Genomic DNA, 14,964 nt, shown 5'->3' on the forward strand with positions numbered 1-14,964 from the left:
CTCTGTGTCCAATAACCGTGAGCTTCAAGAGTTGCTAGACGCTATGCACTCTGTGGTTCTTTATATGGACCGTTGGGGAGTTATAAAACACGGAAATCAAAAAGCAATCGAGCATTGGAGCCCTCTGGATGGTATAGAAGGTAAAAGTTTTCTTGAAATCGCTGTGCATTGGGATGACCCATCGGAAAGGCAGCGAGAAATCATGCAGGTGATTCGTACCGGGACACCGGCTTGGGGTGTTCGGGAGCGGGAAGTCAACCTCGGTGTCGAGCGCTGGTTTCAAGTTGATAAAGTACCGACAGCGGAGGACGATGGCAGGATCACCGGCGTCCTTTTATTGATGACCGATATTACCGAAAACGTTGTCAGAGAGCGGGCGTTGCGTGAAAGTGAATCCCGTTATCGAGCGTTTATTGCCAACAGTGCAGATGCTATTTGGCGTTACGATGTCTGCCCTCCTGTCGATACCCGTCTACCGCCGGAAGAACAAGCCGAACTGATTATAAAGCGCGCAATTCTTGTGGAGTGTAATGAACGGCTGGCACGGCTTTTCGATGCCTCACACATTAACGACCTGCTTGGACTTCCTATCCATCGAAATGGATCGCTCTCCACCAAAAAAGATATCCTGGTTTTTGTTCAGGGAGGATATCGTCTGGAAGACAGAGAGTTTACCCGTATAAATCGTCATGGCGAACGCAACTGTTTGCAGAGTTCAGCGACGGGCATTATTGAAAATGGTTTTCTGACTCGAGCTTGGGGGACCACGCGTGATATTACCGATCAAAAACGCTATATCGATCGGATGGAGTATCTGGCGACTCATGATTCCCTGACCACCTTACCTAACCGAACACTCTTATATCGACGTATTGATGAAGCGTTGGTGAATAGAAAAGAAAAACAAAAAATGGCCTTAATGCTAATTGACCTTGATCGCTTTAAAGAGATCAACGACACACTCGGTCATGCAGCAGGGGATAAAGTACTTAAATTACTCGGGCCCAGATTAGAAGCTGAGCTTGGCGATACGCCCGGTACGGTTGCCCGTCTTGGCGGAGATGAGTTCGCTATCTTTTTGCCCAACATTCGCAATACACAACAAGCGGCAGTGTTGGGTCATCGATTTCTTGATTGCATCTGCCAGATTTTTGAAGTTGAGGGGTACAGAACAGAAATTAGCGCCAGTATCGGAATTTCGTTGTGCCCGGATCAGGCCTGTGACGTCAGCACCATGATGAAATATGCTGATGTGGCGATGTACCAGGCTAAAACCACCATGAAGGGGGTGGCAATTTACGATTCCAGTTTTGACCCTCATTCACCCAAGCGTCTGGAATTAATGGGCGCTCTTGGTATTGCGATTCGTGAAGGACAATTACTTTTACATTTCCAACCGAAGATTAATTTGAAAAACCATCAAATCTACGGTTTTGAAGCGCTAGTAAGATGGAATCATCCTGAAATGGGGTTTGTTCCGCCGACAGATTTTGTTCCGATAGCCGAACGATCGAATTTAATTTATCCGCTGACCTTGTGGGTGTTGGAAAACAGTATCAAGCAATGTGCAAAATGGCGAAGCATGGGAATGGATATTTCGGTTGCGATGAATTTGTCTGCGCGAAATGTTACCGATGACCGATTGATTACCGATTTAGCCAAGCTGCTTCAGGAATATCGTCTTCCCGGCGAATATCTGGAAATGGAAATTACCGAAAGCACGTTGATGTCCGACCCCAATCGTGCGTTGATTCAACTACGAAGAATTAACGCTTTGGGTGTGGTATTAGCAATTGATGACTTCGGGACGGGCTATTCGTCATTGGCGTATTTAAAACGTTTGCCTGTTCAGAGTTTGAAGATAGATCGCTCGTTTATCTTCAACATGCTTTGTGATGAGCAGGACGAGATAATCGTTAACTCCACAGTAAACCTGGCGCATAATCTGGGTCTTAGCGTTGTGGCAGAAGGTGTGGAGTGTATGGAAACCTATGATCGTTTGGAAAAGCTATCATGTGATAGCGCTCAAGGGTATTACATTGCCCGTCCAATGAGCGAAAATGAAATTTGTGACTGGCTGGAAAGCTCAAGCTGGGAAATTCCCAAATTGGATATGCCCAACTAGTTGCCTTCCATATCCTTCTTCATATCTCTTGCGTCTTTTAAGCGTTGTTCGATTTTTGCGCGTGTGTATTTATCTGAATCCACCAGCTTAAGTGCATTTTTAAGTTGAATTTCCGCTTTGTCAGGCAAACCGTTCAGCATAAAGTATTCGGCTCTGGCGCGATGGACTTCCAGTATATCTCCTGCCAAGCCGTGTACTTCGGCAAGTAAGTACCACACATAGTCATCTTTGGGGCGGCGCTCAACATGTCTTTCTAACAATTGTTGGCACTGTTCATATTTACCTGCCTGCATATATATTTCTGCCAGAGAAACATTTAGCGGGTGATTGCGCGGGTAATCTTTGAGTAATGCCTCAAGAGGTTTGACCGCTTTTTGAAATTGTTCTTCCTCGGACCAGAGTTTGGACTGGGCGATAATGTAAAAAAAGTTCTTCGAATCGCCTTTTAGTAATTCTGTCAGCAGTTCTTGCGCTTTGGCGAATTCCCTTGTGCGGGTGTAGGCGAGTGCAAGACCATACTTTGCTGGTTCAACGGGAGTGACTTTGCTTTCCAGCATCGACTCAAAAATACGCACGGCTTTATGCGGGTTATGCTCGTGCAATAAATTGGTGCGGGCTTTTAATAAAAGGTACTCTAGGCTGGCAAACTGGGGTTGGGTTTGGTACTTCTGTGCGCGCAGTTTTGAATCTGTAACACGGGATTCTGTTACCGGGTGAGTTAACAGAAACTCGGGGGGACGGCGCTGATAGCGAGTGATTTTTAACATCTCTTCGAACATGTCTGGCATGGCAGAAGGGTCTGCACCAGAGCGAACTAAGGTTTCCATTCCAACACGATCCGCTTCTCTTTCCATTTGTCGACTAAAACTTAGTTGGTTGCTCATCGCCGCGGCTTGGGTTGCGGAAATGGCAGCAATACCCGCGTCACCGCCTGCGGTAGCAGAAAGAAGAATACTGGCGATAATGGCGGCAAGCGTGGGGATTTGCGCGTCTTTTTGTGCTTCTAATCGGCGAGAGTAATGTCGTTGACTTAAGTGGGCCAATTCGTGAGCCAGTACGGACGAAAACTGATACTGGTTTTCTGCATACTTAAACAACCCTGTGTGCACACCGATAACGCCTCCCGGTACAGCGAATGCGTTAATTGCCGGGTTTTCGATAACCAGAACATCAAGACGTTTGTCTTCCAGCGCACTATAACGGGCGAGATTTAGAATGGTTTGTTCAACATAGTCCTGCAAAAAAGGGTCGGTCGATGTGGGAATGTGTGACCGGTATACCCGTAACCATTTTTGCCCCAACTCGTATTCTTGAGCCAGGGTGAGCATGCCTCCGCCAGATTGCCCAAGGTCCGGTAATTCAACTTCCGTGGAACTGCTGACCGGTAGGGATAATAGGGTGAAAACTGGCAATAGCCAAAGTATGAAGAACCGTATTGAATGTCCCAATTTAAATCTCGATTAAATAGTTTTTATCTTGCCAGTTATAGCTTCTCAAGAGCGTAAGTGTAATGCACTATACTGCCTGCGCAAACCGCTTCGCTGCGGCTTGCCGTTATGTGTGTTAGATTGCGCAGCCGGCATGAGGTTCCCGTTATGCCCGTAGAAGAAAAGACTGGAGATGTTATTGCGATGGCGTGATTGCCATGTAGCAGGACGCAATGGGAAAGTTGGCTAGGCAGAGGGGGTGACAACGCAGAAAGCGAATCATTCTTTTATCAAAGCAGTGTCCTGCTTTTCTGCAGGCTGGTTAATAATCAAACGGTTTCGTCTTATACGAAGGTGAATAGTCTGTGATTCATATTATACAACGTTGGGTTGATCGCTATTTTGCTGATGAAGAAGCGGTATTAGTTGCGGTAATGCTCATCGCTGGTCTTGCTGTGGTATTGAGCATGGGGGTGGTATTGGCGCCCATGATCGCGGCATTAATTATTGCTTTTCTCATGCAGGGGTTGGTACAGCGGCTGGAATCCTGGGGCTGTGGCCACCTGTTGGCGGTGTCGATTGCGTTTCTCGTTCTGGCTGGCAGCATTGTTGTCGCTTTAATTTATATTCTTCCCGCGATATGGCGACAACTGCTGAACCTGTTTGCCGAAGCTCCCCGAATGCTTATGGAAGGTCAGTCTGTGCTGTTGCTGTTACCGGAAAAGTACCCCGGTCTGATTACAGAAGCGCAGGTGAAAGGATTGATTGGTGGCTTAAGAGCGGATCTGGGCCATGTGGGGCAATCAGTTGTTTCGTTTTCTTTGGCTCAACTCCCAATTTTGGTTGCGGTATTAATATACGTTGTACTTGTGCCTATCCTGGTATTTTTCTTTTTAAAAGATGGCAAGGAAATGATTGCCTGGCTGACCAGCGTTTTACCCAGAGAACGTCCTGTGATGCGTAAAATCTGGCGGGAAATGAACGAACAAATCGCCAATTATGTTCGTGGTAAGGTGGTGGAAATTTTCATCGTTGCGGTGGTGACCAGCATTGCCTTTAGCTTTCTGGGGTTGAACTATGCCTTGCTGTTGGGGGTTGCCGTGGGGATGTCGGTGTTAATCCCCTATATCGGTGCGGCGGTGGTTACCTTGCCAGTTGCCATTATTGCGTTTTTTCAATGGGGCTGGTCGACAGATCTGATGTACGTGATGATCGCGTATGGTGTTATCCAAGCCATTGATGGCAACATTCTGGTTCCGTTGCTTTTTTCTGAAGCGGTAAAAATGCACCCTGTGGTGATTGTGCTCGCGGTTCTGGTCTTTGGCGGTCTTTGGGGGTTTTGGGGGGTGTTCTTCGCAATTCCTTTGGCGACGTTGTGTAAGGCCATTATGAATGCCTGGCCAACTAAACATAAGCAGGAGACGGCTGAAACTTCCCCGGTGTAAGCCTTGTCTTAGTAGCGTTTCGTGAGTGGCCTTCGCAAAAGTGGAGGCTTTCTTCTAACCAGAATAGAGTTTTTATGTTGCGTCTTTCCCGTCATAGTCGTTTGTTCTTTACCCTTCTAATTCTTATTTGTTCCTGCGGGAATATGGCTTACGGGGTTGAGAATAAACAATCCTCCACCCTGGATATTGTTACACCCGTTAGCGATCAGCGTGAATACCAATATCTGGAGCTGGAAAACGGATTGCGGGTGTTCATTATTTCAGACTCAGAAGCAGAACGCTCCGCGGCGGCGCTGGATGTGAATGTCGGCAGTGGCAATGACCCCGCAGACCGTATGGGGCTTGCCCACTTTTTAGAACACATGCTTTTTCTTGGCACCAAAAAATATCCATCATCGTCCGAGTTTCAGGATTTTGTTACCGGGCACGGCGGACAGCATAATGCCTACACCAGCCTGGAGCATACCGCCTATGTTTTTGATATCGAAAATTCGGCGTTTGCACAGGGGCTGGATCGCTTTGCCCAGTTTTTCATTTCCCCGTTATTTGATCAAACCTATATTGAGCGTGAAAGAAACGCGGTTCACTCAGAGTTCCGATCAAAATATCGTAACGAGGGGCGGAGGCAAATGGATGTGTTGCGCACCGTCCTCGATTCCAGCCACCCCCTTGCCAAGTTTTCTACCGGCAATCTGGATACGCTTAACGTAGATTCACCCAGGCCACTTTACGATGACCTGGTCCGTTTTTATAAAGAGCATTATTCTGCAGACAACATGTCGCTTGTACTGGTGAGTAACCAATCGGTTGCAGCACTAGCGGCATTGAGTCAGGAGCTTTTTGGCGATGTGCCAAAACGCCAAGTGAAAAACACCATAACCAGCTCTGCCGAATTTATTGCTAAGGATCGCCTGCCAGCAGAAATCCAGATTCAACCCCTGACAGAATCACGCACCCTAAGTTTGCTATTTCCTGTTCCGCCCACAGTGGAGTATTACCGGGAAAAACCCTTGTCGTATCTTGGTTTCTTCCTGGGGCATGAAGGTAAGGGGAGCCTGCTTTCTGCACTTAAAACCCACAATTGGGTGACGGCTCTTAGTGCAGGAGCCGGAATGGATTGGCCCGGTGGAGAGTTATTTTCAGTACAGATGGAATTAACGGAAGAAGGGGTCAAGCACATCGCGGATATTGAAGCGTTATTTTTTGAATATACCGCGCTGTTAAAGAACAAGGGAATCGCCAAGTGGCGGTTCGAAGAAATGAAAAAGTCCGGGCAGATGAATTTCCAGTACGCGGATAAAATCTCGGCCTATCGCGAAGCCATGTATTACTCCCGAAGTATGCATGACGTTCCCATTCGGGATATTTTTTCTTCGTTGTACCTGTTTGAAAACTATGACGAGAAATTGATTCGTCGTTACTTGTCTTACCTGTCACCGCGCAACTTAGTGAGAAAAATTGTTGCACCCGGTGTGGAATCGGAACAGGTGAGTCCGTTTTACCAAACGCCCTATGTTTTTATGGAAAACGTTGCGGTGAAAGCGGCCTGTCAATCTGACGTCTGCAACAGCCTGAAGCAAAGTTTGGCGTTGCCAGAACCCAACAGCTATTTACCAGAAAACTTTACCTTGCAGGGTAAGACAGAACAAAAACAACCGATTCTTATTGATCAGGCCGATGCCTACAAGGTGTGGTATGCCCCGGATAATGAATTTGAACTGCCGGTTGCTTATGTGAAAGCCCGTTTTAAATTGCCGGATGTTGCCTCCAGTGCCGAAGGTTACATTGCCGCCAAAATTGCACTCGAGTTGCTGAAAGAATCGATGAATGAAACTGCCTATGCGGCATCGATGGGAGGCTTGAGCTACCAACTAAAAACCAACAGCCGTGGAATTGATTTGAATTTTTCGGGCTACGATGACTCTCTGGACAAATTAGTCTTGGATGTGGCCAGCGACATTCGCAAATACCGGAAAAACAAGAAGTATCGTAAGGCGTTAAACAAAAAATATTTTGAACAAATTCGAAACGACTTTATTCGAGAACACAAAAATAAAAAGCTGGCGACACCCTATCATCAGTTGTTAACCGAAATGCCCGCGGTGTTATACCACCCTTATTGGTCGTGGGAAGAGGAAAATACAGCGCTGGAAAATATCACCTTCGACAGTTTTTCCCGTTACAGCGAGAGGCTTCTGGATACGGCGCAAGCTGAAGTCTTTATTTATGGTAACTGGACCTCGGTTGAAGCCAGAGCCGTATCCCGCCCGGTATTAAAAATCATAAAAAGTTTCGACGGTGTTTTTGGCGTTAAGCGTGCCAAGTCACCGGTTATTGCCGAAGGGGTAGTGGTTAACCTACCGCAAACCGATACAATTCCAACCGTTGAAGTGCCGGTGAATCACCAGGACAAAGCGGTTGTGGCATATTACCAGGGGCCGGACGACACCTTGGCGACGCAAGCGCGAATGAGGTTGTTGGGGCAAAGCATTGAGACGTTGTTCTACCATCGTTTGAGAACCGAACAGCAGCTTGGTTATATTGTGAATGCCTCGTTCTATCCGATCCGGGAGGTTCCCGCTATAGTCGCGTTGGTTCAGTCCCCAAGTGTCGAGCCGGAGAAAATTCTGGAGCACATTCACCAGTTTTTTATTGATTCCGAGAGCCAGGTGTTTGCGCAGTTGGAGCGGGACAAGCAGGCCTTGATCAATATATTGACGGAAAAAGCTCAGGGGCAGGCAGAGCAGGTAAACCAATGGTGGACGAGCATTCTGGTCGACGACCTGACCTTTGATGAATACCAGCGCATGGCCGACCTGGTCAGGGGATTCACCCTGGAAGATATGAAGACTTTCTACCGCTCAGTATTTGTCGAGTCCGCCAAGCCATTAGTGGTTTTGACTCCAATTTCTGCTCAGTCGGCCTTGCCGCTGAGGAAAGTAGAGGATTATGAGGCCTTCCGGGCAAAGCAAAAGGCCTACGTCTACCCTTAAAGTGGTTGGCAATAATGCTGGAATGAGACATGTTTTACGCCACAGGGTAACACTGTGTTTCTCCGTGGCAGAGCCTGGTAACTGGGGCGCAGGCCTTGATTTTGCTGCGCTGCAGCTAAAGAGGCGCTGGATATATCTGTTTTAGGTGTGTAGAATCGTGACACTTTTTGTGTTCGATTGACCTGGCTCATTGAACATTTGGGCGAGGTATTTTCTGTAAATGCCGTACTGGTCAATCGCGACAAAAAGCACTCGCTGATTTGTCTTCAGTACATTCTTTACAGAAATCTTTGATCAAGACACTTTCTAAACACATGTTATTTAGCTGCTTCAAAAGAGCAGTTGATTGATACAGTTTTTTCTAGACTATTTACGCCGCAAACACAAAAGCGGTCATCGAGGAGGCTTTAATGCTTGAGGATACCGATGCTCTCGAAACCCAGGAGTGGTTGGATGCACTTGAGTCTGTCATTAAGCACAATGGCTCAGAGCGCGCAGCTTACCTGTTGTCTCAGCTTGCTAACAAGGCAACACAAACTGGGGTGAGACTACCCTCCGCCATCACTACACCTTATGTGAATACAATCCCTGCTAGCGACGAAAAACGTCACCCAGGGGATTTATTCATGGAGCGGAAAATCCGTTCCCTGGTACGTTGGAATGCTATGGCAATGGTCATGCGCGCCAACGACAATGAAGATGCGCTTGGTGGGCACATCTCGACATTCTCCTCGGCGGCAACATTATATGAAGTGGGTTTCAACCACTTCTTCCGGGCCAACAACGGCGACCAGCTAGGTGACCTGGTTTTCTTCCAGGGCCACAGTGCTCCCGGTATCTACGCCCGTTCCTATGTTGAAGGTCGTTTATCCGAAGAGCAATTGGATAACTTCCGTCGCGAAGTGGACGGCAACGGTCTTTCTTCTTACCCACACCCCTGGTTGATGCCGGATTACTGGCAGTTCCCAACCGTATCCATGGGCTTGGGGCCAATCCAGGCAATCTATCAAGCACACGTTATGCGTTATATGTCCGCGCGCGGTTTATCGCCACGTGGCGACCGTCGTGTTTGGGCCTTCCTGGGCGATGGTGAAACGGACGAGCCGGAATCCTTAGGTGCGATTTCCATGGCCGGTCGCGAACAGTTGGAAAACCTGACTTTCGTCATCAACTGTAACCTTCAGCGTCTTGATGGCCCTGTGCGTGGTAACGGTAAAATCATGCAGGAGCTGGAAGGCGTTTTCCGCGGTGCAGGTTGGAACGTCATCAAGCTTGTCTGGGGTGACCAATGGGATCGCCTGCTGGAAAAAGACACTACTGGTTTGTTGCAAAAGCGCATGAACGAAGTAGTCGACGGCGAACTGCAAAACTACAAAGCCAATGGCGGTGCTTACACACGTAAACACTTCTTCGGCAAATACCCAGAGTTGCTGGAACTGGTGAAAGACCTGTCTGACGATGACATTATGAAGCTCAATCGTGGCGGTCATGATCCTCAGAAAGTTTACGCAGCCTACGCTGAAGCGGCGGCCCATAAAGGTCAGCCTTCAGTCATTCTGGTTCAGACAGTAAAAGGTTACGGTCTGGGTGCAGCGGGCGAGTCAGCCAACATCACCCACTCGGTGAAGAAGCTGGATATTGAAAGCCTGAAAAAATTCCGCGACCGTTTTGCGATTCCGGTATCCGACGATGATCTGAAAAATGTGCCTTACTATCGTCCAGCACCCGACTCGCCAGAAATGGTCTACATGCGTAAGCGTCGTGAAGAGTTAGGCGGTTACCTGCCAGCGCGTCAGGCAGACTTTGATGCCTTGAATATTCCTTCCCTGGATACCTTTAAAGGCCTGCTTAAGTCTACCGGCGATCGTGAAATATCAACGACAATGGCGTTTGTTCGCTACCTATCGACTCTGGCCAAAGACAAAAATATAGGCAAACAAGTTGTGCCTATCGTGCCAGACGAGGCGCGTACCTTTGGTATGGAAGGCATGTTCCGTCAGTTGGGCATCTACTCTTCAGCGGGTCAAAAATACACACCACATGATCACGATCAGATCATGTACTACAAAGAAGACAAAAAAGGCCAGATTCTGGAAGAAGGCATCAACGAAGCCGGTGCAATGTCTGCCTGGATTGCCTGTGGTATTTCCTACAGCACATACAATATCCCGCTTGTGCCTTTCTATGTGTATTACTCCATGTTTGGCTTCCAGCGTATTGGTGACCTGGCCTGGTTGGCCGGTGATATCCAGGCGCGTGGCTTCATGATTGGTGCAACTTCAGGTCGTACCACATTGAACGGTGAAGGCTTGCAGCATCAGGATGGTCACAGTCACTTGATGGCAAATACCATTCCAAACTGCCGATCTTACGATCCAACCTATGCCTATGAGTTGGCGGTGATCATCACCGACGGTATGAAGCGCATGTTTGTTGAAAAACAAAACTGCTTCTACTACATCACGACCATGAATGAAAACTACAGCCACCCAGACATGCCGCTAGGCGCTGAGGAAGGCATTATCCGTGGTATTTACAAGCTCAAAGACGGCAAGAAAAACGTTAAGAAGAAAAAAGTACAACTTATGGGTTGTGGCTCAATTCTTCGTGAAGTGGAAGCGGCAGCAGAATTACTCCGTGAAGACTGGGGCGTGGAATCCGATATCTGGAGTGTGACCAGCGTGAACGAACTTACGCGCGACGGTCAGGCCGCAGAGCGTTGGAACCTTCTTCACCCGGAAGCAGAACCGCGTAAGCCGTATCTGACTCAGCAGTTGGAAGGTGCCGATGGCCCATTCGTTATTTCGACTGACTACATGAAAGCCTACGGTGAACAATTGCGCCGGTTTGTTCCTGGTTCCTACACGGTATTGGGTACCGATGGCTTTGGTCGCAGTGATAGCCGCGCCAAATTGCGTCACTTCTTCGAAGTGGATCGTCACTATGTGGTGATTGCCGCGCTAAATGCGCTGGCCGAAGAAGGCAGCATGAAGAAAGCCGACGTTGTTGAAGCCATCAAAAAATATGGCATCAACCCCGAAAAAATTGATCCGATGACTTGCTAATAGGAGCGTTAATCAGTGGCTAAAGAAATTATTAAAGTACCTGATATTGGCGGTTCCGAAAACGTCGACGTTATTGAAGTCAGCGTTGCGCCAGGTGACGTGATTGCTGTGGAAGACACGCTGGTTGTCCTGGAATCCGATAAAGCGTCTATGGATGTTCCCTCACCGAAAGCCGGTAAAGTGATTTCCGTGTTGCTTAAAGAAGGGGATACCTGTTCCGAAGGTGATGCGCTGATTGAACTGGAAACCGAAGGCGCTGGCGAAGCGGAAAGTGAGCCAGCACAAGCGCCTGCCCCTGCGGCAGAAGCGCCCAAGGCTGAGCCTGAAGTCGCACCGGCACCCGCCGCACAATCCGGTGGTAAACTGGTGGTTCCGGTTCCAGACCTTGGTGGTGACTCCAGTGCAGACGTGATTGAAATCTGTGTTGCAGTCGGCGATGACATCGAAGAGGGGGATTCCCTCATCGTATTGGAGAGCGATAAAGCCTCCATGGAAGTGCCATCTCCTGCTTCCGGGAAAGTGGTAAGCATCTCCATTAAAGAAGGGGCCAAGGCCTCTGAAGGTGATGAGATTCTGATCTTGGAATCCACTTCTGCGGCTGCGCCTCAAGTAGCACCTGTTGCCGAAGCTCCTGCTGCACCAGTGCCTGCGGCTGCACCTAAAGCCAGCTCGGGTCCATCCATCGAAAATATCAATGTCCCGGATTTGGGTGGCGACGAAAATGTCGACGTGATTGAAGTCTGCGTGGCTGAAGGTGACGAGATTGCCGAAGGCGATTCACTGATCGTTCTGGAAAGCGATAAAGCATCAATGGAAGTGCCCTCTCCGAAAGCGGGCAAGATTATTAAGTTGACCATTGCCGAAGGCGATAAGGTTTCTGTTGGCCATCCTATTTGCCAGTTACAGGTAGAAGGTGGAGCCGCCGAAGCCGAGCCAGCAATCGCTGCTCCCGCCGCCGATGTCTCTGTCGCAGTTCCTCAAGTTAAATCCTCCCGCCCAACACCAAGCAACGAATTACACCCCCAATTTTCTTCCAGTGACTCCGTTTACGCCGGCCCAGCCGTTCGTAAAATGGCGCGCGAGTTGGGTGTGGACCTCAGCAAAGTGCCATCAAGCGGGCCAAAAGGTCGCTTGAACAAAGACGACGTTAACGCTTACGTGAAATCTATTATGCAAGGGCGCTCCTCTGCACCGGCATCCGCGCCGGCTGCGGGAACCTCTGGCATTCCGCCTATCCCGGAAGTGGACTTCTCACAATGGGGTGACATTGAACTGCAGAAAATGAGCAAAATTAAAAAGCTCACTGCGGCCAATATGACCCGCAACTGGTTAAACGTGCCGCACGTTACCCAGTTTGACGATGCCGACATCACCGACCTGGAAGCCTTCCGTAAGGATATGAAAGCACAGGCCGAAAAAGCCGGTGTGAAATTAACGCCATTACCTTTCTTGTTAAAAGCCTGTGCCGCAGCATTAAAATACGAGCCAAGCTTTAACGTTTCCATGCACGCGGATGGCGAACATATCGTGCAGAAGAAATACGTTCACATCGGTGTTGCCGTGGCCACGCCAGCCGGTCTGGTTGTGCCCGTCATTCGCGATGTCGACAAAAAAGGTATTTATGAATTGGCGAAAGAGTCGACCGAACTGGCCAACAAAGCCCGTGAAGGCAAATTAAAACCAGCGGAAATGCAAGGCGGTTGCTTTACCATTTCCAGCTTGGGGCCAATTGGTGGTACAGGCTTTACACCTATCGTAAACGCACCGGAAGTGGCAATTTTGGGTGTCTCCAAAGCCTCCATAAAACCGGTTTGGAACGGCAAAGAATTCGAACCTCGACAAATGCTGCCATTGTGTTTGTCCTACGACCATCGAGCAATCAATGGTGCAGATGCAGGTCGATTCTTTACTTACCTCAGCTCCATATTGGGCGATTTACGGCAGCTAATACTTTAATTTAGCGCTTAAAATTGATTCCACTAAAGCCCGCACTTGCGGGCTTTTTTGTGGGTAGCATAAAATCACCTGCTTTATTTGCGGGTTTAAGGTTTATCTGCGATGCTTTGTGGATATTACTTCAATATGCATAGATGTGATGCGGGAGTTTATCTATGTAAGTTAATTTGATTGGCAATCATATAGTTTGATCTTTTATTGGAAAGCTGGGATGAACTGATGAATAGAGAGCTTATATTACGAATAAGCGGAACGCTTGCTCCAGATAACAAAATCTCTTTAAGGACGGTATCGCATACACTGCCTCACTTGCAACGGGCAATTGATAAAGTGGTTTTGTATGAAAAATATGGAGATTTAAAGAAACGATCCGCTTTACCTTCATCTCTATATGAAAGTGCAGATTTGTTTTTGGCCCCCTTTGAAGACGGATCTGTAAAAATCCCTTTGGTAGGCAATCTATTAGATGGTGTGGGCGCAAGGTTAAATCAATTTCTTCGAGAACCATACGATAAAGCCGCTAAGGATCTAGAGTATGAGTACGGATCGTTGGCTAACCAGCTTGACAATGTCCGAGGAAATATCGAGAGAGAAAATGTTGAGAATATTACTCAGGAAGATTTGAATGCTGGTGCTAATAGGCTAGAGCGATCTTATGCGCAGACAGCAGTGCTAAAAGATATAAATACCATGCTTTCACCATTACGCGCCAAGTCTAGTGTTGATGATACTATTGAGCTTGTTAATAATACTTTAGGGAAAACGGCAAACTATTCATTTTCTCATGTGAATGCTAAAACGTTTGGTAAGATTGTTACACAAAAGAGGCTTGCTAAACCTGTAAAGTATGATGGGATCCTTGAAGGGCTTAAGCGAACGGGAGGCAAAACCTTTCCGTGTGTTGGAATATTTGTTAGTGCTTTAACAGGTCAAGAAATGAACCTTCTGTTCGTGAGTGAAATGGATGCCGTAGCTCTTAATAAATTTAATCTTAGTAAAAAAAAGTTTTCCATTTGGGCATGCCCCCTGGCAGTTTATGAGTCATTTGATCATCTGCGCGGGGATATAGTGTTTGCTTCGCTTATCGAGCGGCTATAATGATTGATGGAATTGTTGATGCTATTGTTGAAACGGCTTCTCCTGTAATAACTAGGTGGAGGACTTTTTTTTTAATAGTTTCTCTGGTTTTAACTTCTCCTGATTTGGATAAGTTGTTTTCTCAGGATTTTTATTTAATAGACTTAAAGAGTCTTGTTGCGTTGTTTGGAGAGATTCTTTCCTCGTCAAAAGTGGTGGTTGCTTTTTTTTTGGCTGCCCTTTGTTACTTTTTTCTTCCGTTTGTTAACAGCTATATAATTAAATTTATAATATCAAAAAATATTTCTATTGCTGGTTCTTTGGTGGAGCGAATTGAATGTCTTAGAGGATCTCCGAAAGAAAATATTGAGAGGGTTGTTGAAGAGTCTTTTGATGCGAAAAAGATGGTAGCTAAGGCTTCAATTAAATCCATAGATATCTATAAAGAAAGTGCTGAAACTGCTTTTATGGTTTGCATAATGTACTTGGTCTTATCTATATATTTGAAAGTGGTTTGTATTGTTCTTGCTATACTTCTTGTTTTTGGTTACATCCTTTTTGCGTATGTTATTTCCAGAAAAATTTTGATCGAATATCTGAAAAATGTCGCGCCATACAAGGTGCTTGAGGATTACGTAAAATATTTTATTTTGGTTAAGTGAGGTTGTATGAAGATGCTAAGTCCTCAGTCTTCCAATGTCTGGTTATGGATTCTGACAAATAAATAAGACAGTCATAATCAGATAAACCCAGGTTTTCGATTGTCATAAATTCGTTGGAATAAATATGTACTGTTCTTATTGGCTGGAATGAGCTTGTGTTCCGGTAAAGTGCCAGTTTTTGGGCGTGTGTATTTAAACTGGTTGGCTAAGCTTT

At 47.1% G+C, this 14,964-nt stretch carries 8 protein-coding genes; 7 read left to right on the forward strand and 1 reads right to left on the reverse strand.

Annotated features, from left to right (window positions below; translation table 11 throughout):
* The first annotated feature begins 4 nt into the window (after positions 1 to 4).
* The gene (locus P5V12_RS01475) at positions 5 to 2,125 is read left to right on the forward strand and encodes a putative bifunctional diguanylate cyclase/phosphodiesterase (protein ID WP_316955463.1); all 2,121 of its coding nucleotides are present in this window, start codon (positions 5 to 7) and stop codon (positions 2,123 to 2,125) included.
* Here the strand turns inward: P5V12_RS01475 and P5V12_RS01480 are convergent.
* Positions 2,122 to 3,573, reverse strand: coding sequence for a M48 family metalloprotease (locus P5V12_RS01480; protein ID WP_316955464.1), 1,452 nt, complete (start codon positions 3,571 to 3,573; stop codon positions 2,122 to 2,124). The genes P5V12_RS01475 and P5V12_RS01480 overlap by 4 nt on opposite strands.
* Before the next feature lie 344 nt (positions 3,574 to 3,917).
* Here P5V12_RS01480 and P5V12_RS01485 point away from each other — a divergent pair, with 344 nt between their 5' ends.
* The 6 genes from P5V12_RS01485 (at position 3,918) to P5V12_RS01510 (ending at position 14,750) form a co-directional block, all read left to right on the forward strand.
* Positions 3,918 to 4,997 (forward strand): AI-2E family transporter, encoded by a 1,080-nt coding sequence (locus P5V12_RS01485; RefSeq protein WP_316955465.1) that lies wholly within the window; start codon positions 3,918 to 3,920, stop codon positions 4,995 to 4,997.
* A gap of 143 nt (positions 4,998 to 5,140) precedes the next feature.
* Positions 5,141 to 7,990: an insulinase family protein gene (locus P5V12_RS01490; protein ID WP_316955466.1), complete on the forward strand. Its 2,850-nt coding sequence runs from the start codon at positions 5,141 to 5,143 to the stop codon at positions 7,988 to 7,990.
* A gap of 410 nt (positions 7,991 to 8,400) precedes the next feature.
* Complete coding sequence (aceE, locus tag P5V12_RS01495; RefSeq protein WP_316955467.1) at positions 8,401 to 11,055, forward strand: pyruvate dehydrogenase (acetyl-transferring), homodimeric type; 2,655 nt, start codon at positions 8,401 to 8,403, stop codon at positions 11,053 to 11,055.
* Between the two features lie 15 nt (positions 11,056 to 11,070).
* The gene (gene aceF / locus P5V12_RS01500; RefSeq protein WP_316955468.1) at positions 11,071 to 13,011 is read left to right on the forward strand and encodes a pyruvate dehydrogenase complex dihydrolipoyllysine-residue acetyltransferase; all 1,941 of its coding nucleotides are present in this window, start codon (positions 11,071 to 11,073) and stop codon (positions 13,009 to 13,011) included.
* 219 nt (positions 13,012 to 13,230) lie between these two features.
* Complete coding sequence (locus tag P5V12_RS01505; protein WP_316955469.1) at positions 13,231 to 14,109, forward strand: hypothetical protein; 879 nt, start codon at positions 13,231 to 13,233, stop codon at positions 14,107 to 14,109.
* Entirely contained in the window at positions 14,109 to 14,750 is a 642-nt protein-coding gene (locus P5V12_RS01510) for a hypothetical protein (protein ID WP_316955470.1), read from the forward strand. Before P5V12_RS01505 ends, P5V12_RS01510 begins: the two co-directional genes overlap by 1 nt.
* Positions 14,751 to 14,964 lie beyond the last annotated feature (214 nt).

Origin of the sequence: Teredinibacter sp. KSP-S5-2 (assembly GCF_032773895.1) — a bacterium.
GTDB lineage: Bacteria > Pseudomonadota > Gammaproteobacteria > Pseudomonadales > Cellvibrionaceae.

Bases quoted from the DNA above. Each gene is read 5' to 3' on its own strand.
- P5V12_RS01490 (WP_316955466.1), top strand. From the start codon at position 5,141: ATGGCTTACGGGGTTGAGAATAAACAATCCTCCACCCTGGATATTGTT.
- aceE (WP_316955467.1), top strand. From the start codon at position 8,401: ATGCTTGAGGATACCGATGCTCTCGAAACCCAGGAGTGGTTGGATGCA.
- P5V12_RS01510 (WP_316955470.1), top strand. From the start codon at position 14,109: ATGATTGATGGAATTGTTGATGCTATTGTTGAAACGGCTTCTCCTGTA.
- P5V12_RS01505 (WP_316955469.1), top strand. From the start codon at position 13,231: ATGAATAGAGAGCTTATATTACGAATAAGCGGAACGCTTGCTCCAGAT.